The sequence below is a fragment of the Kitasatospora sp. NBC_01302 genome (genome assembly GCF_035976515.1).
GTDB lineage: Bacteria > Actinomycetota > Actinomycetes > Streptomycetales > Streptomycetaceae > Kitasatospora.
Window position 1 is genome coordinate 7,751,120 of the sequence record NZ_CP108404.1, and the last position, 26,102, is coordinate 7,777,221.

The window sequence follows — 26,102 nt, forward strand, 5'->3', positions numbered from 1 at the left end:
TCGCCGATTCGCCGAACCGATGGGGTGAGAGAAAAAAGCCATGCCTGCGCACGAGTCGGCCCTGGTGCCGCTTTCCCGAGCACAGCACGGAATCTGGTTGGCTCAACAGCTGGATCCGACGAGCAACGCCTACAACCTGGCTCAGTTCACCGACATCCGGGGGCCGTTGGCGCTCCCGGTGCTGGACCGGGCGGTGCGGCGACTGGTCGGTGAGGTGGAGACCGCGCACGTGCGGCTACGGCCGGACGGGGCAAGCGCGCTGCAACTGCTGCAGCCCAACGGACCGGGCCGGCCCCTGGAGGTGGTCGACCTGAGCGGTGACCGGCTGCCGCGGGAGGCCGCCGAGCGCTGGATGCGCGAGGCGGTCGAGCGGCCGGTCGACCTGCTGGCCGGACCGCTGTTCAGCACCGCCGTGCTCAGGCTCGCGCCCGACTGGCACTTCCTCTACGTGGGCGGCCACCACATCATCACCGACGGGTTCAGCGGCTCGCTGGTGAGCGCCCGGATCGCGGAGCTCTACACCGCGCTGGAACGCGAGGAGGAGCCCGCCGCCCACTCCTTCGGCACCCTCACCCAACTGCTGGAGCAGGACGCCGCCTACCGGGCCTCGGAGCGGTTCGCGCAGGACCGGGCCTACTGGCAGGAGCACCTGCGCGACCTGCCCCGGCCCGCCACGCTCTCCGGCCGTCCGGCCGGCTCGATCCACGCCGGTGCGGCGGCCGGCGCGACGCGGCGCACGGGGCGGATCGGCGCGGCGCAGACGGCCGCCGTGCGCGCTGCGGCCCGCCGGGCCGGGACCGCCCTGCCCGTGCTCGCGGTCGCCGCGGTCGCCGCCTACACCCAGCGGATGACCGGCGAGTCGAGTGTGGTGCTCGGCCTGCCGGTGACCGCGCGGAGCAACGCGGTGCTGCGCGGCATCCCCGGCATGGTGTCCAACATCGTGCCGCTGCGCCTGGAGGTCGACGCGCGGATGCGCTGGACGGACCTGGCGCAGCAGGCCGCGGCCGAGATGAAGCAGGCGCTGCGCCACCAGCGCTACCTCCACCAGGACATGCGCGCCGATCTGGGCCGCACCGAGGGCCTGTTCGCGACCCAGGTCAACCTCCTGCCGGCCGGCAGCGGACTGCGCTTCGGCGCCGCCACCGGTACCCAGATCTACCTGGCCGGGCCGGTCGACGACCTGTCCGTGGTGCTTCAGGACCACGGCACTGAGGGACTGATGCTGGAGGTCGAGGCCGATGCGTCGCGCTACCCGGCCGACGAGGTGGCCGGGCACCGGCAGCGGCTCTCCGCCTTCCTGTGCACGGCCGCGGCGGACCCCGAACGGACGGTCGGCCACACCGAGTTGCTCACCCAGGCCGAGCGCCGCTGGGTGCTGGTCCAGGGCAGGGCCACCCCGCACCGCGAGGACCCGACGGCGACCACGCTCACCGAGCGGTTCGCCGCCCAGGTGGCGCGCACGCCGCAGGCGACCGCGCTGAGCGCGGACGGGGTGCGGTACAGCTACCGGGAGTTGGACCGGCGGGCCGATCAACTGGCGCACCGGCTGCTCGCGTCGGGGGTGCTCGCCGAGACACCCGTGGTGCTGCTGCAGGAACGCACCCCGGACCTGGTGGTCTCGATGCTGGCCGTGGTGAAGGCGGGCGGCGTCTACCTGCCGCTGGACACCCGGCACCCGGTGCAGCGGCTGCGGGCCACGGCGAGCGACAGCGGTGCGCCGCTGGTGCTCTGCGACGCCGCCACCTCGGAGCTCGCCGGGCAACTGGAGCTGCCCGCGATCGCGGTCGACGCGCCGGGGACCTGGCAGGACCTGCCCGTCACCGCGACGGCCGTGACCTGCCGGCCGGCGCAACTGGCGTACGTGATGTACACCTCCGGCTCCACCGGCACGCCCAAGGGCGTCGCCATCACGCACGAGGACATCCTGGGCCTGGCGCTGGACAACGTCTGGGACGGCGAGGCGCACCGGCGGGTGCTGTTCCACTCGCCCGCGGCCTTCGACCTGGCCACCTACGAGGTGTGGGTGCCGCTGCTGAACGGCGGCGAGGTCGTCGTGGCGCCGCCCGGCGAACTGGACATCCCCACCCTCGGGGCGGTGCTCGCGCGGCACCGGGTGACCGCGCTCTGGCTCACCGCCGGGCTGCTGCGGCTGGTCGCCGAGGAGGACCCGGGGTGCCTGGCCTCGCTCAAGGAGCTCTGGGCGGGCGGCGACGTGGTGCCCGCCCAGGCGGTGCGCCGGCTGCGCGCGGCCTGCCCGGGGCTGGTGATCGTCGACGGCTACGGCCCGACCGAGGCGACCACCTTCATCACCTACCACCGGCCGGCCATGACCGACCCGGTGCCCGACCCGATACCGATCGGCCGGCCGTTCCAGGGGATGCGCTGCTACGTGCTGGACGAGGGGCTGCGACCGGTCCCGGCGGGCAGCGTCGGCGAGTTGTACGCCGGCGGCATCGGACTGGCGCGCGGCTACGTCCGCCACCCGGGCCGGACGGCCGAGCGCTTCGTGGCGGACCCGTTCGCCGGTGACGGATCGCGGATGTACCGCACCGGGGACCTGGTGCGCTGGAACGGCGCCGGCGAGCTGGAGTTCGTCGGGCGCTGCGACGACCAGGTGAAGATCCGCGGCTTCAGGATCGAGCCGGGCGAGATCGAGTCCGCGCTGGCAAAGGGCCCCGGCGTGGGCCAGGTGGCGGTGGACATCCGCACCGCGCCGCGCGGCGACAAGCGCATCGTCGCCTACCTGGTGGCGCAGACGGCCGGACCGGAGGTGGACCTCGCGCAGGTGCGGGCCCACGCGGCGGCCGCCCTGCCCTCCTACATGGTGCCCGCGGCCTTCGTGCGGCTCGACGCGCTGCCGCTGACCGGCAACGGGAAGGTGGACCGCCGGGCGCTGCCCGCACCGGACTTCGGCGCACCCGGGGCGACCGGGCAGGCGGCCCCGGCCGGCGCGACCGAGGCGACGCTGTGCGCACTGTTCGCCGAGGTCCTCGGCCTCGCCTCGGTGGGTGCGGACGCCGGCTTCTTCGAGCTCGGCGGGGACAGCATCATGGCGATCCAGCTGGCCGGGCGGGCCCGGCGGGTGGGCCTGGTGTTCACACCCCGGGAGGTCTTCGACCACCGCACGCCGGCCGCGCTGGCCCGGGTCTGCCGCACCGAGCAGGCGGAGCCGGCCCAGGAGCGGGACCCGGACGCCGGCATCGGCCCGGTTCCGGCCACCCCGATCGTCCACCGACTGCGCGCCCTCGGCGGGCCGATCGACGGCTACCACCAGTCCGTGGTGCTGCGCAGCCCGGCCGGCCTGGACGAGCCGACGCTGCACCGGGCGGTGCAGCACCTGCTGGACCGGCACGACGCGCTGCGGCTGCGGCTGGCCGACCGGGACGGCTCCTGGCAGCTGTCGGTGGCCCCGCGCGGCGAGGTGTCCGGCAAGGCGTGCGTGACCCGGATCGACGTCGAGCACGTCGGTGGCGGTGAGCCCGGTGAGCCCGGTGAGCCCGGTGAGCACAGCGAGCACAGCGAGCACGGTGAGGTCGCGATGGCCGCTCTGGTGCGCGAGGCCCGGCTGGCAGCCGCACGCGAACTGGCGCCGCAGGAAGGCACGTTGGTGCGGGTGGTGTGGCTGGACCGCGGGCCCGACCTGCCCGGCCGGCTGGTGCTGGTGCTGCACCACCTGTGCGTGGACGGCGTCTCCTGGCGGATCCTGGTGCCCGAACTCGTCGCCGCCTACCACGCGGAGAGCACCGGCGCCGTGCCTCACCCTGACCCGGTCGGCACCCCGCTCAAGGAGTGGGCCGAGCAACTGGTGGCCGCCGCCCACGAGTCCGAGACGGTGGCCGAACTCGCCTACTGGCAGCAGGTGCAGGCCGGTGACGAGCCGCTGCTGGGCCGCGGCCGGCCCGACCCGGCGCGCGACGTGGTGGCCACCGAGGCGCGGCTGACCCGCACCCTGGCGCCCGAGCTGGTCGAGCCGCTGCTGACCACCGTGCCGGCCGCCTTCTACACCGGCACCACCGAGGTGCTGCTCGCCGGCCTGGCGCTGGCGGTGACCGACTGGCGCGAGCGGCGGGGCCGGACGGACGGTCCGGTCCGGGTGGATCTGGAAGGCCATGGCCGTGCGGGTGAGCGGTTCGGCGCCGACCTGACCCGTACCGTCGGCTGGTTCACGGCGGTGTATCCGGTGCAGCTGGTCGCCGGTGCCGCGCAGACGGCCGGCGCCTGGGCGGCGGGCCCGGCGGCCGGCACGCTGATCAAGCAGGTCAAGGAGCAGCTGCGCGCGGTGCCCGGACAGGGACTGGGCCACGGCCTGCTGCGCCACCTCAACCCGCGGACCGCGCCGCTGCTGGCCGCGGTGCCGGCCCCGCAGATCTGCTTCAACTACCTCGGCCGCACCGCCGGTCTCGGCCGCACGCCCGAGGGGCCGGACGGCCGGCTGCCCGAGGCCGACTGGTCGCCGGCCGTCGAGGACGGCGCGTTCGCCGGCGGCGGTGATCCGCTGATGCCGCTCGGCCACCTGCTGGAGATCGACGCGGTCGCCCAGCAGGGGCCGCACGGCGATGAGTTGAGCGTGAGCTGGCGCTGGGCGAGCGGGCTGCTCGACGAGCACGAGGTGGCGGACCTGGCCGACACCTGGCAGCGGGCGCTCCAGGTGCTGGTGCGCCACGGGCAGTCGCCGCAGGCGGGCGGGCACACCCCGTCCGACCTGGCGCTGATCGAGATGGCGCAGGAGGAGATCGAAGGCTTCGAGGCGGACTTCGCCGCCGAGGGGGACGAGGACGGGGACGCATGGGGGACCGGCCGGTGAGCACGAACGCGATCGAGGACATCCTGCCGGTCACACCCGTACAGGAGGGGATGCTCTTCCACGCGCTGTACGACGAGGGCGCGAGGGACGTCTACACCGCGCAGTTCGTCTTCGAGCTGCACGGACCGTTGGACGCCGCGGTGCTGCGCAGCGCCGCCGAGACCGTGCTGCGCCGCCACCCGGCGCTGCGCAGCGCGTTCCGCCAGCGCGCCAACGGCGAGTGGGTGCAGGTGGTGGCGGCGAACGCGCCGCTGCTCTGGCGCGAGCTGGACCTGAGCACGCTGCCCGCGGCGGAGCGCGGTGCGCGGCTGGAGCGCCTGCTGGCCGAGGACCGCGCCCACCGCTTCGAGCTCGGCCGGCCACGGCTGGTGCGGTTCAGCCTGCTGCGGCTGGAGCAGGAGCGGCACGTGCTGGTCCTGATGAACCACCACCTGGTGCTGGACGGCTGGTCCACCGCGCAGCTGATGGGCGAGCTGTTCACCCGCTACGCGGGCGGCGGTGCGGGCGGTGCGCTGCCCGCGGTCCGCCCGTACCGGGACTTCCTGCGCTGGCTCGGCGAGCAGGACCGGCAGCAGGCGCTCGACGCCTGGCGCTCGGCGCTCGCCGGGGTCGAGGAGCCCACCCTGCTGGCCGGGCAGCAGCACGCCGCGGTGGCCGAGCGGCCCGAGCGGGTCGAACTGGAGTTCGCCGAGCGGCAGACCCAGGCGCTGCTCGACACCGCCCGCAGTCACGGGCTGACCCTCAACTCGCTGCTGCAGGGCGCCTGGGGCATCCTGCTGGGCACCCTCACCGGTCGCTCGGACGTGCTCTTCGGCACCGCCGTCTCCGGCCGCCCTGCGGAGCTCGCAGGGGCCGAGGAGATCGTCGGGCTGCTGATCAACACCGTCCCGGTCCGGGTGCGGCTGGACCGGGGGGAGACGGTGGCCGAGCTGCTCGCCACCGTGCAGGCCGAGCAGGCGGCGCTGACCCCGTACCACCACACCGCCCTCACCGACCTGCACGCCGTCACCGGTCTGGGCGCCCTCTTCGACACCCTCCTGGTCTTCGAGAACTACCCCGTGGACCTGGCGGCGATGGACCTGCCCGGCGGTCCGGCCGTGGCCGACGTCCAGGTCTGGGACGCCGCCCACTACCCGCTGCGCCTGGTCGTGGTGCCGGGGACCCGGCTGCGGATCACCCTCGACCACCGGCCCGACCTGCTCGACCGCCCGGCGGTGGAGCGGATCGCGCAGCGCCTGCACCGCCTGCTGCCCGCGATGGCGGCGGATCCGCAGCGCCCCGTCGCCCGGCTGGACCTGCTGACGACCGACGAGCGCGAGCGGGTGCTGACGACCTGGAACGGCACCGCGCACCCGGTGCCCGACACCACGCTGCCCGCACTGATCGAGCGACAGGCCGCCCGCACCCCCGAGGCCACGGCCCTGGAGGGCCAGGACGGCAGCCGGACGTACGCGGAACTCAACGCCGACGCCAACCGGTTGGCGCACCTGCTGGCCGAGCTGGGCGCGGGGCCGCAGACGACGGTCGGTGTCGCCCTGCCCCGCTCGCCGGAGCTCGTGGTCGCGCTGCTGGCCGTGCTGAAGAGTGGTGCGGCCTACCTGCCGCTCGACCCCGACCACCCGCCCGCGCGCACCGCCGACATCCTCGCCGACGCGGCTCCGCACCTCGTGCTGACCAGCGGGGCGACGGCCGCCGCGGTGCCCGCCCGGCTGCCGGTGCTGGCCCTCACCGACGAGCAGGTCCGGGCCCGGCTGCGGGCGCAGCCGTCGACCGACCCGGCCGCCGGACAGGGCCTGGGGCACGGCGGCTCGCCGGCGTACGTCATCTACACCTCCGGCTCCACCGGCCGGCCCAAGGGCGTCGTGGTCGAGCACCGCGCGATCGTGAACCGGCTGCTGTGGATGCAGGACCGCTACCGGCTGGACACCACCGACCGGGTGCTCCAGAAGACCCCGGCCGGCTTCGACGTGTCGGTGTGGGAGTTCTTCTGGCCGCTGATCAGCGGCGCGGCCGTGGTGGTCGCCCCGCCGGGCGTGCACCGCGAGCCCGACCGGCTGGCCCGGCTGATCCAGGACACCGGCGTGACCACCGCGCACTTCGTGCCCTCGATGCTGCGCGCCTTCGTGGACGAGCCGGCCGCCAAGGCCTGCACCAGCCTGCGCCGGGTCTTCTGCAGCGGCGAGGCGCTGCCCGCCGAGCTGGTCGGCGACTTCCACGCCGTGTGCGAGGCGCCGCTGCACAACCTCTACGGGCCCACCGAGGCGGCGGTCGACGTCACCCACTGGACCTGCCCCGCGCAGGGCACGCCCGCGGCGGTGCCGATCGGGCGTCCGGTCTGGAACACCCGGATCCACGTGCTGGACGCAGCGCTGCGCCCGGTGCCGCCGGGCGTCACCGGCGAGGTCTACCTGGCCGGCGTCCAGCTCGCCCGCGGCTACCTGGGGCGGCGCGGCCTCACGGCGGAACGTTTCGTCGCCGACCCGTACGGCCCGCCCGGCACCCGGATGTACCGCACCGGTGACCTCGGCGCCTGGGACCAGGACGGCTGCCTGCGCTACGCCGGCCGGACCGACCACCAGGTCAAGATCCGCGGGCAGCGGATCGAGCTGGGCGAGATCGAGGCGGTGCTGGGCCGCCACCCCGACGTCGCCCAGGCGGCCGTGACCGCGCTGGAGGACCGGCTGACGGCGTACGTACGGCCCGCGCGGCCCGCGAGGCCCGCGGGCCAGGACGAGTCGGCCGAGCCGGCTGAGCCCGCCGAGCCGGCTGAGCCCGCTGAGCCCGCTGAGCCCGCTGAGCCCGCCGAGCCCGCCGAGCCGGTCGCGTCCGCCGAGGCGCTTGGTTCGGCGCTCACCCGGTACCTCGCCGAGCAGCTGCCGGCCGGCTGGGTGCCGTCCGCCTTCGTGCTGCTGGAGCAGTGGCCGCTGACGCCCAGCGGCAAGCTGGACCGCAAGGCGCTGCCGCGCCCCGAGTTCACCGGATCCGCCGCCGGCCGTGCGCCGCGCAACCCGCAGGAGGAGCTGCTCTGCGGGCTGTTCGCCGAGGTGCTCGGCGTCGACCGGATCGGGATCGACGACGACTTCTTCCACCTGGGCGGGCACTCCCTGCTCGCGGCCCGGGTGATCAGTCGCATCCGCACCGCGCTGGACGTGGACCTGCCGCTCAGCGCCCTGTTCGAACACCCCACCGTGGCGCGCCTCGCCGAGGCCGCCGCCGCACAGTCCGGCATCCCGAAGCGCCCCGTTCTGCGCCGGATGCCGCGTCCCGAGGAGGACGAGTGATTCCGCTTTCGTACGGGCAGCGCCGGCTCTGGTTCCTGAACCGCCTGGAGGGCGGGGGTGCGCACTACAACATGCCGTTGGCGCTGCGGCTGACCGGAAAGCTGGACCGCTCCGCGCTCGTCGCGGCACTGGACGACGTGGTGGAGCGGCACGAGAGCCTGCGCACGGTCTTCCCCGAGCGGGACGGTGAGCCGCGTCAGCGGATCGTGCCGATGGCGCGGGTGGCGCTCTCACTGGACGAGCAGGAGTGCACCGAGGCGGAGTTGGCCGCACGGCTGGCCGCCGAGGCGGCGTACTCCTTCGACCTCACCAGTGAACTGCCGCTGCGGCCCGTGCTGTTCTCGGTCGCGGCGGACGTCTCCGTGCTGCTGCTGGTGCTGCACCACGTGGCGGGTGACGGCTGGTCGTTGGCGCCGTTGGCGCGGGACGTGTCGGTGGCGTACGCGGCGCGGGTGGCGGGCGAGGAGCCCGCCTGGGAGCCGCTGCCGGTGCAGTACGCGGACTACACGCTGTGGCAGCGTGAGCTGCTGGGCGACGAGGGCGACCCGCAGAGTCTGATGGCACGTCAGATCGATTTCTGGCGTGGTGCGTTGGCCGGTCTGCCGGAGGAGGTGTCGTTGCCGGGGGACCGGTTGCGCTCTGCGGTGGCCGGCGGTGCGGGCGGGTGTGTGCCGTTCGTGGTTCCCGCCGAGGTGCATGCGGCCGTGGTGCGGCTGGCCCGGGATTGCGGGGCGAGTGTGTTCATGGTGGTGCAGGCGGCGTTGGCCGGTCTGCTGGCCCGGCTCGGTGCGGGGGACGACATCCCGATCGGTGCTCCGCTGGCGGGGCGCAGCGAGGAGGAGCTGGAGGACGCGGTCGGGTTCTTCGTCAACACGGTGGTGCTGCGCACCGATGTCTCGGGCGACCCGACCTTCCGTGAACTCGTGGCCCGGGTGCGACAGTGCGACCTGGCGGCGTTCGCGCACCAGGACGTGCCGTTCGAGCGGCTGGTGGAGGAGTTGAACCCGCCGCGGTCGATGGGGCGGCATCCGCTGTTCCAGGTGATGCTGGCGTTCCAGAACACCGCACTGCCCGAACTCGACCTGGCGGACCTGCGGGTGGCCGTCGAGCCGGTGGAGCGTTCGGCGGCGAAGTTCGACCTGTCGGTCGATGTCGCGGAGCGCTTCGAGGCCGGCGTGCCGACCGGGATCGAGGGGGGCATCGACTATGCCGGTGAGCTGTACGACCGGGAGACGGCCGCTGCGTTCGCCGGTCGGCTGGCCGCCTTCCTGGCGGCGGTGACCGCCCGACCGGACGACCGGATCGGTCATGTCGAGTTGGTGTCGGTGGATGAGCGTGCGTTGGTGCTGGAGCGGTGGAACGACACGGCGCGGGTGGTGCCGGAGGGTTTGATTCATGAGCATTTCGAGCGGCAGGTTGGTGTGGCGCCGGGTGCGGTGGCTGTGGCGTGTGAGGGGGTGGAGTTGTCGTATGCGGAGTTGAATGCGCGGGCGAATCGGTTGGCGCGGTTGTTGATCGCGTGTGGTGCGGGGCCGGAGCGGTTTGTGGCGTTGGCGTTGCCGCGTAGTGAGTTGATGGTGGTGGCGTTGCTGGCGGTGTTGAAGTCGGGTGCGGCGTATCTGCCGGTGGATCCGGAGTATCCGGCGGACCGGATCGCCTACGTGTTGGGGGATGCGGCGCCGGCGTTGGTGGTGACGGTCGGGGCGGTGGCGGACCGGTTGCCGTCGGGCGGGCGGACGGTCCTGGTGCTGGATGAGGCGGGCGTCGAGGCGGAGTTGGCGCACTGGTCGGATTCCGATGTCGAGGACATCGAGCGGGCTGTGCCGTTGTTGCCTGATCATCCTGCGTATCTGATTTATACGTCGGGTTCGACGGGGCGTCCGAAGGGTGTGGTGATTGCGCATCGTGGTATTCCGGGGTTGGCGCATGCGAAGGTGGAGTGGTATGTGACGACGTCGGAGAGTCGGGTGTTGCAGTTTTCGTCGTTGAGTTTTGACAGTCATGTTTCTGAGGTGTGGTCGGCGTTGTTGGGGGGTGGTCGGTTGGTGGTTGCTCCGTTGGAGCGGATGATGCCGGGTGAGCCGTTGGTGGAGTTGGTGGCGGAGCAGGGGATTACGCATATTGATTTGCCGCCGGCGGGTTTGGCGGTGATGCCGGAGGGGTCGTTGCCGTTGGGTGGGACGTTGATTGTTGGTGGTGAGGCGAGTTCTCCGGGGTTGGTGGAGCGGTGGTTCCGGGGTCGGCGGATGATCAATTCGTATGGGCCGACCGAGGTGACGGTGTGCGCGAGTATGAGTGATCCGATGTCGGGTGCGGCGGTTCCGCCGATTGGTCGGCCGGTGTGGAACAAGCGGGTGTTTGTGTTGGACGGGGGGTTGCGGTTGGTGCCGCCGGGTGTGGTGGGTGAGTTGTATGTGGCGGGTGAGGGGTTGGCGCGTGGGTATTTGGGGCGGGCTGGTCTGTCGGCGGAGCGTTTTGTGGCGTGTCCGTTCGGTGTGGGTGAGCGGATGTATCGGACGGGGGATTTGGTGCGGTGGGGTGGGGATGGGCAGTTGGTGTTTTTGGGTCGGGCGGACAGTCAGGTGAAGGTGCGTGGTTTCCGGATTGAGTTGGGGGAGGTGGAGGCGGCGATTGACGGGTTGCCGGGGGTGGCGCAGGCGGTGGTGGTGTTGCATGAGGGTGTGGGGGGTGAGCGGCGTCTGGTGGCGTATGTGGTGAGTGGGTCGCAGACGGTTGTGGGGTTGCGGGAGGGGTTGGGGCGGTGTCTGCCGGATTACATGGTGCCGTCGGCGTTCGTGTTGGTGGAGGCGTTGCCGTTGATGCCGAACGGGAAGGTGGATCGGCGGGCGTTGCCGGAGCCGGAGTTCGTGGTGGTGGGGGTGGGTCGGGGTCCGCGGTCGCCGCGGGAGGAGATTCTGTGCGGGTTGTTCGCCGAGGTGTTGGGTGTTGAGCGGGTGGGGGTCGATGAGGGGTTCTTCGAGTTGGGTGGGCATTCGTTGTTGGCGACTCGGTTGGCGAGTCGGGTGCGGTCGGTGCTCGGGGTGGAGGTGCCGTTGCGTACGTTGTTCGAGGCGCCGACGGTGGCCGGGCTGGCGGCGGTGTTGGAGGGTGGGGAGGTCGGTGTGCGGCCGGGGTTGCGGCCGGTGGTGCGGCCGGAGCGGTTGCCGGTGTCGTTCGCTCAGCGGCGGTTGTGGTTCCTGAACCGGTTGGAGCCGGGCAGTGGTGCTTACAACATGCCGTTGGTGCTGCGGCTGACGGGTGTGTTGGACTCGGCGGCGTTGGCTGCCGCGCTGCATGACGTGGTGGGGCGGCACGAGAGTCTGCGCACGGTCTTCCCCGAGCGGGACGGTGAGCCGGAGCAGCGGATCCTGCCGATGGCCCAGGTGGTGCTCTCGTTGGACGAGCGGGAGTGCACCGAGGAGGAGCTGGCCGCGCGCCTGGCCGCCGAAGCGGGGTACGCCTTCGACCTCACCAGTGAACTGCCCCTGCGTCCGGTGCTGTTCGCACTGGCCCCCGAGGTGCACGTGCTGGTGCTGGTGCTGCACCACGTGGCTGGTGACGGCTGGTCCTTGGCGCCGTTGGCGCGGGACGTGTCGGTGGCGTACGCGGCGCGGGTGGCCGGCGAGGTGCCGGACTGGGAGCCGTTGCCGGTGCAGTACGCGGACTACACGCTGTGGCAGCGCGAGCTGCTGGGCGAGGAGAGCGACGCACAGAGCCTGATGGCGGGTCAGGTCAACTTCTGGCGTGGTGCGTTGGCTGGTCTGCCGGAGGAGGTGTCGTTGCCGGGGGACCGGTCGCGGCCTGCGGTGGCCGGGGGAGCGGGCGGGAGTGTGCCGTTCGTGGTTCCCGCCGAGGTGCATGCGGCCGTGGTGCGGCTGGCCCGGGAGTGCGGGGTGAGCGTCTTCATGGTGGTGCAGGCGGCGCTGGCCGGTCTGCTGGCCCGGCTCGGTGCGGGCGAGGACGTGCCGATCGGCGCTCCGGTGGCCGGGCGCACCGACGAGGCGTTGGAGGACGCGGTCGGGTTCTTCGTCAACACGCTGGTGCTGCGCACCGACGTCTCGGGCGACCCGACCTTCCGGGAGCTGCTCGGCCGGGTGCGGCAGGGCGACCTGGCGGCGTTCGCGCACCAGGACGTGCCGTTCGAGCGGCTGGTGGAGGAGTTGAACCCGCCGCGGTCGATGGGGCGGCATCCGCTGTTCCAGGTGATGCTGGCGTTCCAGAACACCGCACTGCCCGAACTCGGCCTGGCGGACCTGCGGGTGGCCGAGGAGCCGATGGCGCGCTCGGCGGCGAAGTTCGACCTGTCGGTCGACGTGGCGGAGCGCTTCGAAGCCGGCAGGCCCGCGGGGATCGAGGGCTGCGTCGAATACACCGACGACCTGTACGACCCGCGGACGGCGGCTGCCTTCGCCGAACGGCTGGCCGCCTTCCTGGCCGCGGTGACGGCCGAACCCGACCACACCGTCGGCCGGTTCGACCTCGCGGGGGAAGCCGAACGCCGGCTCGTCCGCCACGCGTGGAACGACACCGCACACCCCGTCCCGGCCGCCACCCTGCCCTCCGTCATCGAGGCCCAGGGCGACCGCACCCCCGACGCGCCGGCCCTGCTGTTCGGCGACACGGTGCTCAGCCACCGGGAGCTCGCCGCGCGGGCGAACCGCCTGGCGCGCCGCTTGGTCGGCCTCGGCGCCGGTCCGGAGGGCGTCGTGGCCGTCGCGCTGCCCCGCTCGCCCGAGCTGGTGATCGCGCTGCTCGCGGTGCTGAAGTCGGGCGCGGCCTATCTGCCGGTCGACCCGGACTACCCGGCCGACCGGATCGCCTACATGCTCCAGGACGCCGCGCCGGTGGCCGTCCTCACCTGCCGCGAGCTGGCCGGCGTGCTGCCGGCCGGCGCCCGCGCCCTGGTGCTGGACGACCCGGACGAGGCCGCCGCCTCCGCGCACCACCAGGACCACCACCTCGGCGACCAGGAGCGGACCGCGCCGCTGCTGCCCGCGCACCCCGCCTACCTGATCTACACCTCCGGCTCCACCGGCCGCCCCAAGGGCGTCGCCGTCCCGCACGCCGCGATCGTCAACCGCCTGCTCTGGATGCGCGACCAGTACGGCATCGGCCCCGCCGACCGGGTGCTGCAGAAGACCCCGTCGAGCTTCGACGTCTCGGTCTGGGAGTTCTTCCTGCCGCTGCTCTCCGGCGCGGCCCTGGTGGTGGCCCCGCCCGGCGCCCACCGCGAGCCGGCCCGGCTCGCCGCGGAGATCCGGCGCCACGGCGTCACCGTCACCCACTTCGTGCCGTCGATGCTGCACGCCTTCGTCACGGAGCCCGCCGCCGCTGGCTGCACCAGCCTGCGGCACGTGGTGTGCAGCGGCGAGGCGCTCTCCACCGACCTGCTGGCCCGCTACCGCCAGGTCCTGGCGGCCGACCTCCACAACCTCTACGGTCCGACCGAGGCGGCCGTCGACGTCACCTACCACCGCTCGGCGGACCGCGAGAGCGGCAGCACCGTGCCGATCGGGCGTCCGGTCTGGAACACCCGGGTCTTCGTCCTGGACCGCGAGCTCCGGCCGCTGCCGCCCGGCGTGGCCGGCGAGCTCTACCTGGCCGGCGACCAGCTCGCGCGCGGCTACGCCGGCCGGCCCGCGTTGACCGCCGAGCGGTTCGTCGCCTGTCCGTTCACCCCCGGCACCCGGATGTACCGCACCGGCGACATCGTGCGCTGGAACCGGGACGGCACCCTGGTCTTCCTCGGCCGCGCCGACCACCAGGTGAAGCTGCGCGGCCTGCGCATCGAGCTGGACGAGATCGCGACCGTGCTCGCCGGCGCCCCCGGCGTCTCCTGGGCGACCGCGCTGGTGCACGAGCGCGCCGAGGGCGACCAGTTCCTCGCCGCGTACCTGGTCTCCGACGGCAGCTGCTGTGAGGAGGAGCTCCGGGCGCACTTGGCCGCCGCGCTGCCGGAGTACATGGTGCCGTCGGTCCTCGTGCCGATCGACGCCGTGCCGCTGTCGCCCAGCGGCAAGCTGGACCGCACGGCGCTGCCCGTCCCCGTTCCGGTGACCGGAACCCCGCACCGGGCGCCCACCGGCGCGACGGAGGAGATCCTCTGCGGCGTCTTCGCCGACCTGCTCGGACTCGACAGCGTGGGCGTGGACGACAGCTTCTTCGCGCTGGGCGGGCACTCGCTGCTGGCGACCCGCCTGATCACCCGGGCGCGCACGCTGCTCGGGGCCGAACTCCCGCTGCGCGCGGTCTTCGAGGCGCCGACGGTGGCCGGCCTGGCGGCGCTGGTGGCCCGCAGCGCCACCGCGACCCGGCCTGCCATCGAGCCGGTGACGCCGCGCCCCGTCCGGGTGCCGCTCTCGCTCGAACAGCGGCGGCTCTGGTTCCTGAACCGCCTCGACCCCGACAGCAGCGCCTACCACATGCCGCTGGCGCTGCGCCTGACCGGAGCGCTGGACCGTGCCGCGCTGACCGCGGCGCTGGCCGATGTGGTGGAGCGGCACGAGAGCCTGCGCACCGTCTTCCCCGAGCAGGACGGCGAGCCGTGGCAGCAGGTCCTGCCGGTGGACGGCCTGCAGGGGCCGGTGGCCGAGCTGCGCGAGTGCGCCGAGGCGTCGCTGGCCGGCGAACTGGCCGCGGTGGCGGGGCAGCCGTTCGACCTGACGGCGCAACTCCCGCTGCGGGCGGTGCTGTTCGCTATCGCACCCGAGGCGCATGTGCTGCTGCTGGTGCTGCACCACGTGGCCGGTGACGGCTGGTCGATGGTGCCGCTGGCGCAGGACGTGTCGCGGGCCTATGCGGCACGGGTGGCCGGCGAGGCTCCGGCCTGGCAGCCACTGCCGATCCAGTACGCGGACTACGCGCTGTGGCAGGGCGCGGTGCTCGGCGACGTCGCCGACCCCGCGAGCCGCCTGGGTGAGCAACTGGCCTACTGGCGGAAGGCGTTGGGCGACCTGCCGGAGGAGCTCACGCTGCCCGCCGACCGCCCCCGTCCGGCGGTCGCCACCCATCGGGGCGTTGCCGTCCCGGTCGTCATCCCCGCCGCCACCCACCAGCGGCTGGTCCGGCTCACCGGCGCCCACGGCGCCACCCTCTTCATGGGGCTGAACGCCGCGCTCGCCACGCTGCTGTCCCGGCTCGGTGCCGGTACCGACATCCCCATCGGCACCCCTATCGCCGGACGCACCGACGAGGCCACCAACGACCTCGTCGGGTTCTTCGTCAACACCCTGGTGACCCGCACCGACCTGAGCGGGGACCCGACCTTCGGCGACCTGCTGCAGCGGACCCGCGACAGCCTGCTGACCGCCTACAGTCACCAGGACCTCCCCTTCGACCACCTCGTCGAAGCCCTCAACCCCGCGCGCTCCCTGGCCCGCCACCCGCTCTTCCAGACCCTCCTCACCCTGCAGAACACCACCGCCCCGAGCCTGGAGCTCACCGGGCTGGCGGTCCGGCCCGAGGCCGTCGGCACCGTGACCGCCAAGTTCGACCTCGCCCTCGACCTCTCGGAACAGTTCGACCCCGGGACCGGCCCCGCCGGGATCACCGGCACCCTCACCTGTGCCGGTGACCTCTTCGACCCCGAGACCGCCGAGGCGATCGCCCGACGCTTCGCCGACCTGCTGGACACCCTCACCAGCGCCCCCGGCCGCCCGGTCACCCGCGCCGACATCCTCACCGAGGACGAGCGCCGCACGCTGCTGGCGAGGTGGAACGAGACCGCCCGCGAGCTGCCCGGGGCCACGCTGCCCGAGCTGTTCCAGGCGCAGGCCGCCCGCACCCCCGACGCGGTCGCCGTGGCTTTCGGCGAGACGGAACTGACGTACCGTCAGCTCAACGCCCGTGCCAACCGGCTCGCGCGGGTGCTGGTGCACCGTGGCGTGCGGCCGGAGTCGCTGGTCGCGGTCGTGCTGGACCGGTCCGTCGAGCTGGTGGTCGCGCTGCTGGCCGTGCTGAAGGCCGGCGGGGCGTATCTGCCGATCGACCCCGGCTACCCGGCCGAGCGGATCGCGTACACCCTCGGCGACGCCGCACCCGCCCTCGTCCTCACGGACGGCCGGAGCGACCTCCCGGCGGGCACCCCGGCCCTGGCCGTCGACGACCCGCAGGTCGCCGCGCAGCCGGAGCACGACCTCGGCACGGCGCTGCGGCCCACGCACCCTGCGTACGTCATCTACACCTCGGGATCCACCGGTCGCCCCAAGGGCGTTGTCGTGCCGCACCACGCCCTGGCGAACTTCCTGACCGACATGGGTGCCCGGTTCCCCCTCACCGGGCAGGACCGCTGGGTGGCGGTGACCACCATCGCGTTCGACATCGCCGCGCTGGAGCTCTACCTGCCGCTGATCAGCGGGGCCCGCGTCGTCCTGGCCGACCGCCCGACCGTGCTCGATCCCGCTGCGCTGACCGCGCTGCTGCACGACTGCGGCGCCACCATCATGCAGGCCACCCCCTCGCTCTGGCAGGCGCTGCTCGCCCACTCGGCCACCGGCTCGACCAGCCTTCCCGCCCTGCGCGTCCTGGTCGGCGGCGAGGCCCTGCCCACCCCGCTGGCCACCGCTCTGCGTTCGATCGGCGAGAGCACCAATCTCTACGGCCCCACCGAGACCACCATCTGGTCCACGGCCCACCGGCTCGACCGGCCGCCGGCCGCGGGCAATCCGCTGATCGGCCGCCCGATCGCCAACACCCGCGGCTACGTGCTGGACGGCTCGCTCAACCCCGTCCCCGCCGGTGTCGCCGGCGACCTCTACCTCGCCGGTGACGGCCTGGCCCGCGGTTACCTCAACCGCCCCGCCCTCACCGCCGAACGCTTCACCGCCTGCCCCTTCGGCGCACCGGGCGAGCGCATGTACCGCACCGGCGACCTCGCCCGCTGGCGGGCGGACGGCACGCTCGACTACCTCGGACGCACCGACCACCAGATCAAGATCCGCGGCTTCCGCGTCGAACTCGGCGACATCGAAGCCGCGTTGACCAGCCACCCGAGCATCGCGCAGGCGACCGTCGTGCTGCGCGAGGACAGCCCCGGGGACACCCGACTGGTCGGCTACGTCACCGGCACCGCGGAGGCCGACGCCGCCGAACTGCGCGCGCACGTCCAGCGGCTGCTGCCCGACTACATGGTCCCCTCGGCCGTCGTCGCGCTGGTCGCCTTCCCGCTGACCGACAACGGCAAGCTCGACCGCAAGGCCCTCCCCGTGCCGCACTACGCCGCCGGTGGCGGGCGCGCTCCCGCCACCGCGCAGCAGGAGATCCTCTGCGGGGTCTTCGCCGAGGTGCTCGGCCTGGACTCGGTCGGGATCGACGACAGCTTCTTCGAGCTGGGCGGGCACTCGCTGCTGGCGACCCGTCTGGTGAGCCGGGTGCGCGCGGTGTTCGGGGTCGAACTGCCGCTGCGCGCGCTCTTCGAGGCGCCCACCGTCGCCGCCCTGGCCGCAGCCCTGGAGGGCGAGCAGGCCGGTGCACGGACCGCCCTGCGGCCGGCCGTGCGTCCCGAACACCTGCCGGTCTCCTTCGCCCAGCGCCGGCTCTGGTTCCTCAACCGGCTCGCCCCGGAGAGCGGTGCCTACAACATGCCGCTGGCGCTGCGGCTGACCGGTGAGCTGGACCGCGCCGCGCTCGTCGCGGCGCTGGCGGACGTGGTGGAGCGGCACGAGAGCCTGCGTACGGTCTTCCCCGAGCACGACGGCGAGCCGGAGCAGGCGGTCCGGACCGCCGCCACGGCCATCGTCCCGCTGGAGGTCCGGGAGACCGGTGCGGCCCAGCTGCCGGCCGCGCTGCAGGCAGCCGTCCGCCAGGGCTTCGACCTCGCGGCCGAACTCCCGCTGCGAGTGCATCTGTTCGACCTCGGGGCGGACGTCAACGTGCTGCTGCTGGTGCTGCACCACGTGGCGGGTGACGGCTGGTCGTTGGCGCCGTTGGCGCGGGACGTGTCGGTGGCGTACGCGGCGCGGGTGGCCGGCGAGGTGCCGGACTGGGAGCCGTTGCCGGTGCAGTACGCGGACTACGCCCTGTGGCAGCGCGAGCTGCTGGGCGACGAGAGCGATCCGGACAGCCTGCTGTCCCGCCAGACCGACTACTGGCGCCAGGCCCTGGCCGGACTGCCCGAAGAGGTGACCCTGCCCGGCGACCGTCTGCGCACCGCCACCGCGGGCGGCGGTGCGAGTGTGCCGTTCACCCTGCCCGCCCCGGCACACGCGAACCTGGTGCGGCTGGCCCGGGAGTGCGGGGTGAGCGTCTTCATGGTGGTGCAGGCGGCGCTGGCCGGCCTGCTGGCCCGGCTCGGCGCCGGTGAGGACATCCCGATCGGCTCCCCGATCGCGGGCCGCACCGACCAAGCGCTCGAGGACGCGGTCGGGTTCTTCGTCAATACCCTGGTGCTGCGCACCGACGCCTCGGGCGACCCGACCTTCCGCGAACTCCTGGCCCGGGTACGGGAGACCGACCTGGCGGCGTTCGCGCACCAGGACGTGCCGTTCGAGCGGCTGGTCGAGGTGCTGAACCCGCCGCGGTCGATGGGGCGGCATCCGCTGTTCCAGGTGATGCTGGCGTTCCAGAACACCGCACTGCCCGAACTCGGCCTGCCGGGCCTCCAGGTGGCGGCGGAGCCGCTGAGCCGCGCCGCCGCGAAGTTCGACCTCTCGCTCGACGTCACCGAAGGCTTCGAGGGCGGCGCCCCCGCCGGCCTCGACGGTGTCCTCGACTACTCCACCGACCTCTACGACCACGCGACGGTCACGGCCTTCGTCGGTCGACTGGCCGCCTTCCTCACCGCCGTCGGCAGCGAACCCGACGACCGGATCGGTCATGTCGAGTTGGTGTCGGCGGATGAGCGTGCGTTGGTGCTGGAGCGGTGGAACGACACGGCGCGGGTGGTGCCGGAGGGTTTGATTCATGAGCATTTCGAGCGGCAGGTTGGTGTGGCGCCGGGTGCGGTGGCTGTGGCGTGTGAGGAGGTGGAGTTGTCGTATGCGGAGTTGAATGCGCGGGCGAATCGGTTGGCGCGGTTGTTGATCGCGTGTGGTGCGGGGCCGGAGGGGTTTGTGGCGTTGGCGTTGCCGCGTAGTGAGTTGATGGTGGTGGCGTTGCTGGCGGTGTTGAAGTCGGGTGCGGCGTATCTGCCGGTGGATCCGGAGTATCCGGCGGACCGGATCGCCTACATGTTGGGGGATGCGGCGCCGGCGTTGGTGGTGACGGTCGGGGCGGTGGCGGACCGGTTGCCGTCGGGCGGGCGGACGGTCCTGGTACTGGACCGGGCCGATGTCGTGGCCGATCTGGCCGCGCAGAGCCCCACCGATGTCGTGGACGCCGATCGGAATGCGTCGTTGTTGCCTGATCATCCTGCGTATCTGATTTATACGTCGGGTTCGACGGGGCGTCCGAAGGGTGTGGTGATTGCGCATCGTGGTATTCCGGGGTTGGCGCATGCGAAGGTGGAGTGGTATGTGACGACGTCGGAGAGTCGGGTGTTGCAGTTTTCGTCGTTGAGTTTTGACAGTCATGTTTCTGAGGTGTGGTCGGCGTTGTTGGGGGGTGGGCGGTTGGTGGTTGCTCCGTTGGAGCGGATGATGCCGGGTGAGCCGTTGGTGGAGTTGGTGGCGGAGCAGGGGATTACGCATATTGATTTGCCGCCGGCGGGTTTGGCGGTGATGCCGGAGGGGTCGTTGCCGTTGGGTGGGACGTTGATTGTTGGTGGTGAGGCGAGTTCTCCGGGGTTGGTGGAGCGGTGGTTCCGGGGTCGGCGGATGATCAATTCGTATGGGCCGACCGAGGTGACGGTGTGCGCGAGTATGAGTGATCCGATGTCGGGTGCGGCGGTTCCGCCGATTGGTCGGCCGGTGTGGAACAAGCGGGTGTTTGTGTTGGACGGGGGGTTGCGGTTGGTGCCGCCGGGTGTGGTGGGTGAGTTGTATGTGGCGGGTGAGGGGTTGGCGCGTGGGTATTTGGGGCGGGCTGGTCTGTCGGCGGAGCGTTTTGTGGCGTGTCCGTTCGGTGTGGGTGAGCGGATGTATCGGACGGGGGATCTGGTGCGGTGGGGTGGGGATGGGCAGTTGGTGTTTTTGGGTCGGGCGGACAGTCAGGTGAAGGTGCGTGGTTTCCGGATTGAGTTGGGGGAGGTGGAGGCGGCGATTGACGGGTTGCCGGGGGTGGCGCAGGCGGTGGTGGTGTTGCATGAGGGTGTGGGGGGTGAGCGGCGTCTGGTGGCGTATGTGGTGAGTGGGTCGCAGACGGTTGTGGGGTTGCGGGAGGGGTTGGGGCGGTGTCTGCCGGATTACATGGTGCCGTCGGCGTTCGTGTTGGTGGAGGCGTTGCCGTTGATGCCGAACGGGAAGGTGGATCGGCGGGCGTTGCCGGAGCCGGAGTTCGTGGTGGTGGGGGTGGGTCGGGGTCCGCGGTCGCCGCGGGAGGAGATTCTGTGCGGGTTGTTCGCCGAGGTGTTGGGTGTTGAGCGGGTGGGGGTCGATGAGGGGTTCTTCGAGTTGGGTGGGCATTCGTTGTTGGCGACTCGGTTGGCGAGTCGGGTGCGGTCGGTGCTCGGGGTGGAGGTGCCGTTGCGTACGTTGTTCGAGGCGCCGACGGTGGCCGGGCTGGCGGCGGTGCTGGAGGGTGGGGAGGTCGGTTTGCGGCCGGGGTTGCGGCCGGTGGTGCGGCCGGAGCGGTTGCCGGTGTCGTTCGCTCAGCGGCGGTTGTGGTTCCTGAACCGGTTGGAGCCGGGCAGTGGTGCTTACAACATGCCGTTGGTGCTGCGGCTGACGGGTGTGTTGGACACGGCGGCGTTGGCTGCCGCGCTGCATGACGTGGTGGGGCGGCACGAGAGTCTGCGCACGGTCTTCCCCGAGCGGGACGGTGAGCCGGAGCAGCGGATCGTGCCGATGGCCCAGGTGGTGCTCTCGTTGGACGAGCGGGAGTGCACCGAGGAGGAGCTGGCCGCGCGCCTGGCCGCCGAAGCGGGGTACGCCTTCGACCTCACCAGTGAACTGCCCCTGCGCGCCACGGTGTTCCGGACCGCCGACGATGAGCACGTGCTGCTCCTGGCGGCCCACCACATCGTCTCCGACGGCTGGTCGACCGCACCGCTGGTGCGCGACCTCACCACCGCTTACACGGCCCGCCGCGCGGGGACCGCCCCGCAGTGGGAGGAACTCCCCGTGCAGTACGCGGACTACACGCTGTGGCAGCGCGAGCTGCTCGGTGACGAGTCCGCTCCCGGGAGCCTGCTGGCACAGCAACTCGCTTACTGGCAGCAGGAGCTCGACGGCCTGCCGGACGAGCTCCCGCTGCCGGTGGACCGCCCGCGCCCCGCGTACCCGAGCGGCGAGGGCGGCACGGTGCCGGTGCGGATCGGGGCCGAACTGCACGCGCGGGTCGCCGACCTGGCCCGCCGGACGCACACCACCGTCTTCATGGTCCTGCAGGCCGCGATGGCCGGTTGGCTGAGCGCGCTGGGCGGCGGCGAGGACGTCCCGATCGGTACCCCGGTGGCCGGCCGCACCGACGAGGCGGTCCACGACCTGGTGGGGTTCTTCGTCAACACGCTGGTGCTGCGCACCGACGTCTCGGGCGACCCGACCTTCCGGGAGCTGCTCGGCCGGGTGCGGGAGGCCGACCTGTCGGCCTTCGCGCACCAGGACCTCCCGTTCGAGCGGCTGGTGGAGGAGCTGAACCCGCCGCGCGCCATGGCACGGCACCCGCTCTTCCAGGTGATGCTCGCGCTGCAGAACACCGCGTCGGCTCGGATCGAGCTCGACGGCCTGACGGCCCGGCCGGTCGAGGTGACCGGCGCGGCGGCGAAGTTCGACCTGTCGCTGACCCTCGCCGAGCGCTTCGGCGAGGAGCGCGACCTCCGCGGCCTCGACGGTGAACTCGACTACGCGGCAGACCTGTTCGACCGCGAGTCGGTGGAGTTCCTGGCGCTCTCGTTCGTGCGGTTCCTGGACTCGGCGGTGGCCGGGCCGGACCTGCGGGTCGGTGCGGTGGAGCTGCTGTCGGAGCGCGGCCGGGCCGAGGTGCTTCGACAGGGTGCGGGCGCGGTGCTGGCGCTGCCGGTCGGCGGGTCGCTGGGCTCGCTGTTCGCGGCCCGCGCGGCGCAGGCACCGGCCGCGGTGGCGGTCGTCGCTGCGGGCGCCGAGCTGTCCTACGGCGAACTGATGAGCCTGGCCGCTGAGTTGGCGGACCGGCTGGCGGCGATGGGGGTGCGGCCCGGGGCGTTGGTCGGCCTGCTGCTGCCGCGGTCGGCGGACTGGGTGGTGGCTCAGGTGGCCGTGGCCCTGGCGGGGGCGGCCTGGTTGCCGCTGGACCCGGGGCTGCCCGCGGGGCGCATCGCGGGCGTGCTGGAGGAGGCGGCCACGGCGGTGGTCCTCGCGGTGCGGGGGACGGCCGGGCTGGTGCCGTCGGGCACCCGGTGCGTGGTGCTCGACCAGGAGGCCGGGGCGCGGTCGGCGGAGCCCGGTCCGGCGCTGTCGCTGCCGGTCCCGGTGCCCGGTGCGGAGGCGGCGTATGTGATCTACACGTCGGGTTCGACCGGTCGGCCGAAGGGGGTGGTGGTGTCGCAGCGTGCAGTGGTCAACCAGCTGCTCTGGATGGGCGATCGCTTCTCCGTCGCAGTGGGGGACCGGGTGCTGGCCCGTACCTCGCCCGGGTTCGACGCGGGCGTGTGGGAGGTCTGGCTCCCGCTGTTGTCGGGGGCCGCGGTGGCGGTCGTCGGCGACGAGGTGGCGAAGGACCCCGGGCTGCTGATAGGGGAGTTGGCCGTGCTCGGGGTGACGGTGGCGCAGTTCGTGCCCACCTTGCTGGCCGCGCTGGTGGCAGCCCCGGGGGCCGGGGCGGTGGCCGGTCTGCGGCAGGTGTTCGTGGGCGGCGAGGCGTTCGGCGCCCAACTGGCCGAGCGGGTGCGGGCGGTGTGGGGTGTCGAACCGGTGAACCTGTACGGGCCCACCGAGACGACGATCCAGGTCACCGCCGGCACGCCGGCCGGGGACGGCGCGGGCCCGTTGGTGCCGATCGGCCGGCCGGTCCGGAACACCGGCCTGTACGTCCTGGATGCCGGTCTGCGGCTGGTGCCGCCGGGCGTGGTCGGTGAGCTCTACGTGGCGGGCGAGGCTCTGGCGCGCGGGTACCTCGGCCGGCCCGGCCTGACGGCGGAGCGCTTCGTGGCCTCTCCGTTCGGCAAGGGCGAGAGGATGTACCGCACCGGCGACCTGGTGCGGTGGGGCGCCGACGGGCAGTTGGTCTTCGTCGGCCGGGCCGATCAGCAGGTGAAGGTGCGCGGCTACCGGATCGAACTCGGCGAGATCGAGAACGTGCTGGCCGGACACGCGGACGTCGCTCGGGTCGCCGTCGTGGTGCGGGAGGCCGCCGAGGGGGATCAGCGGCTGGTCGCCTACGTCGTGCCCGCGGGCGAGAGCTTCGACCCGGATCGGCTGCGGGCCCACGCCGGCGCGCTGCTGCCCGGCTACATGCTCCCCTCGGCCTTCGTCCGGCTCGAGACCCTGCCCGTCACCCGCAACGGCAAGCTCGACGCCCGGGCCCTGCCCGCCCCGGGCATCGACCGGGCGGCCCCGGCCAGGGTGCCGGGCGACCCGCGGGAGGTGGTGCTCTGCGCCCTCTTCGCCGACGTGCTCGGCCTGCCGGAGGTCGGTCCGGACGACGACTTCTTCGCGCTCGGCGGCCACTCCCTGCTGGCGGTGCGGCTGATGAGCGCCGTCCAGGAGACCTTCGGTGCCCGGCTCGACCTGCGCGCGCTCTTCGAGACGCCGACCGCGGCGGGCCTCGCCGCCCGGCTCGGTGAGCAGTCGGACGGTGAGCAGTCCGCCGGCGCGCAGTCGGCCGGCGATCCGCTCGATGTGCTGCTGCCGCTGCGCGCCCGTGGCAGCGAGGCACCGCTGTTCTGCGTGCACCCGGTGATGGGCCTGAGCTGGGGCTACGCGGCCCTGCTGCGCCGGCTGGACCCGCAGCGACCGCTGTACGGGCTCCAGGCGAGCGGCATCCGCCGGCCGGACGCCCGCCCGGCGTCGATCACGGCGATGGCGCGGGAGTACGTCGCGCGGATCCGCGAGGTGCAGCCCGCGGGGCCGTACCACCTGCTCGGCTGGTCGCTGGGCGGCACGATCGCGCACGCCATGGCCGAGCTGCTCCAGCGCGACGGCGAGCAGGTGGCCTTCCTGGCACTGCTCGACTCCTACCCGGCCGCCGCCGCGCAGGAGTCGCAGCCCCTGCACCCGGCGGTCCTCGATGCGGAGGCGGAGCAGGAGGTGCTCTCCGCGCTGCTGCCCGGCGCGGGGCCCGCCGTGCGCGAGCTGGTGGCGCAGGGCGCCGACCGGCAGCGGATCCTGGCCCTGCTGCGCGAGGAGCACGCACAACGGCTGCAGGTGGACGAGGAGGTGGTGACCGCCTTGCTGGACACGGCCGTGCACAGCAGCCGCCTGGTGCTCGACCACGTGCCCGGCACGGTGGAGGGCGATCTCGTGTTCGTCACCGCGACCGGCGGTCGTGCCGCCGACGCGCCGACCGCGCGCGCTGCCTGGCAGCTGCACCTGACCGGCGAGGTCCACGAGTACCACGTCGACTGCCGGCACGCCGAACTGCTCGGCCCGGAAGGCCTGGCCGAGCTCGGCCGCATTCTCACCGAGAGGCTCGGCCATGACGCATGACCTGACGGCGCAGGACAGGGCCGACGTGACGGACCAGCACCCCGCGGACCAGCACCCCGCGGACCAGCACCCCGCGGCCCCGGCGGCCGGCGAGGGCAGGGGCGACGGCCGCCGGGGCCTGCGGCGGCTGCTGGCCGACCGGAACGTCCGCTGGTTCCTGCTGGGGCAGATCGTCTCCGTGCTCGGCGACACGATGCTCTGGCTGGTGGCCGGGATCTGGGTCAAGGAGCTGACCGGGAGCAACTCGGCGGCCGCGCTCACCTTCTTCCTGGTGATCGTCGGCACGCTCTGCGCCCCGCTCGGCGGCATGGTCGCCGACCGCTACCGCCGGCGCCCGCTGCTCCTGGTGCTCAACCTGGCGACCGCCGCCGTGCTGCCGGTGCTGCTGCTGGTGCACAGCGGCGGCCAGGTCTGGCTGGTCTACCTGGTGATGGTGGTCTACGGCCTGTCCAACAGCTTCCTCGATCCGGCGCAGGCGGGTCTGCTGCGGGTGCTGGTCCCCGAGGAGCAGGTGGGCGAGGTCAATGGCCTGCTGCAGACCGCCAAGCAGTCGCTGCGGCTGGTCTCGCCGCTGGCCGGGGCCGGGCTGTTCGCCGCGGTGGGGGCCCATGCCGTGGTGCTGGTGGACACCGCCACCTTCCTGGTCGCCGTGGCCACCCTGCTGGCGGTGCGGCTGGACGAGGCCGCGCCGTCGTCCAGCGGCAGCGGGTGGCGCACCGACATCACCGAGGGCCTCCGGCACCTGGCGAACACCGTCGTGCTCCGGCAGCTCACCATCGGCTGCGCGCTGACCATGGTGGGGATGGGGCTGGCCGAGACGGTCGGGCTCGCCGTGGTCGGTGACGGTCTGGGGCGCCCGCCGGCCTTCCTCGGCGTGCTGCTGGTCGGCCAGGGGATCGGCGCCGTGCTGGCCGGGCTGACCGCGGCCCGGCTCGCCCGGCGGATCGGGGACGGCCTGCTGGTCGCCGCCGGCATGGCGTCCTTCGGGCTCGGCGCGCTGCTGCAGACCGTGCCCTCGGTGGCGGTGGTGGCGACCGGGATGGTGCTCTGCGGCGCCAGCATGCCGTGGATCGCCATCGGGCTGACCACGATCGGATTCCGCCACACGCCGCCGGAGCTGGTCGGGCGGGTCTACGCCGGGTTCACCGTCGTCATGACGGTGCCGCAGCTGATCGCGATGGCCGCGGGCGCCGCGCTCATCGCGGTGGTGGACTTCCGGGTGGTGCTGCTGACCATGGCGCTCACGGTGGCCGCAGCCGCCGGCTACCTCTTCACCCACGAGGCGGGCCGGCGACCCGGGCGGTGAGAGGCCGGTGGTGCAGGGTCCGGCGCCGTCCAACCCTGTCCAGCCCCGTCCATCCC

At 73.1% G+C, this 26,102-nt stretch carries 4 protein-coding genes; all 4 read left to right on the plus strand.

Features of this window, described 5'->3' with window-relative positions:
• The first annotated feature begins 40 nt into the window (after nt 1-40).
• From OG294_RS33990 to OG294_RS34005, 4 genes are read left to right on the plus strand one after another with little or no spacing between them, the layout of a single operon-like run.
• A complete protein-coding gene (locus OG294_RS33990) occupies nt 41-4,804 on the plus strand; it encodes a non-ribosomal peptide synthetase (RefSeq protein ID WP_327070393.1) in 4,764 nt (1,587 codons plus the stop codon).
• A complete protein-coding gene (locus OG294_RS33995; RefSeq protein WP_327070394.1) occupies nt 4,801-8,085 on the plus strand; it encodes an amino acid adenylation domain-containing protein in 3,285 nt (1,094 codons plus the stop codon). Before OG294_RS33990 ends, OG294_RS33995 begins: the two co-directional genes overlap by 4 nt.
• Entirely contained in the window at nt 8,082-24,740 is a 16,659-nt protein-coding gene (locus tag OG294_RS34000) for a non-ribosomal peptide synthetase (protein ID WP_327070395.1), read from the plus strand. Before OG294_RS33995 ends, OG294_RS34000 begins: the two co-directional genes overlap by 4 nt.
• A complete protein-coding gene (locus OG294_RS34005) occupies nt 24,730-26,046 on the plus strand; it encodes an MFS transporter (RefSeq protein ID WP_327070396.1) in 1,317 nt (438 codons plus the stop codon). The genes OG294_RS34000 and OG294_RS34005 overlap by 11 nt, the downstream gene beginning before the upstream one ends.
• Nucleotides 26,047-26,102: the final 56 nt, after the last annotated feature.

Coding starts and splice junctions, on each gene's coding strand:
- OG294_RS33990 (WP_327070393.1), top strand. CDS start 41: ATGCCTGCGCACGAGTCGGCCCTGGTGCCGCTTTCCCGAGCACAGCAC.
- OG294_RS34005 (WP_327070396.1), top strand. CDS start 24,730: ATGACGCATGACCTGACGGCGCAGGACAGGGCCGACGTGACGGACCAG.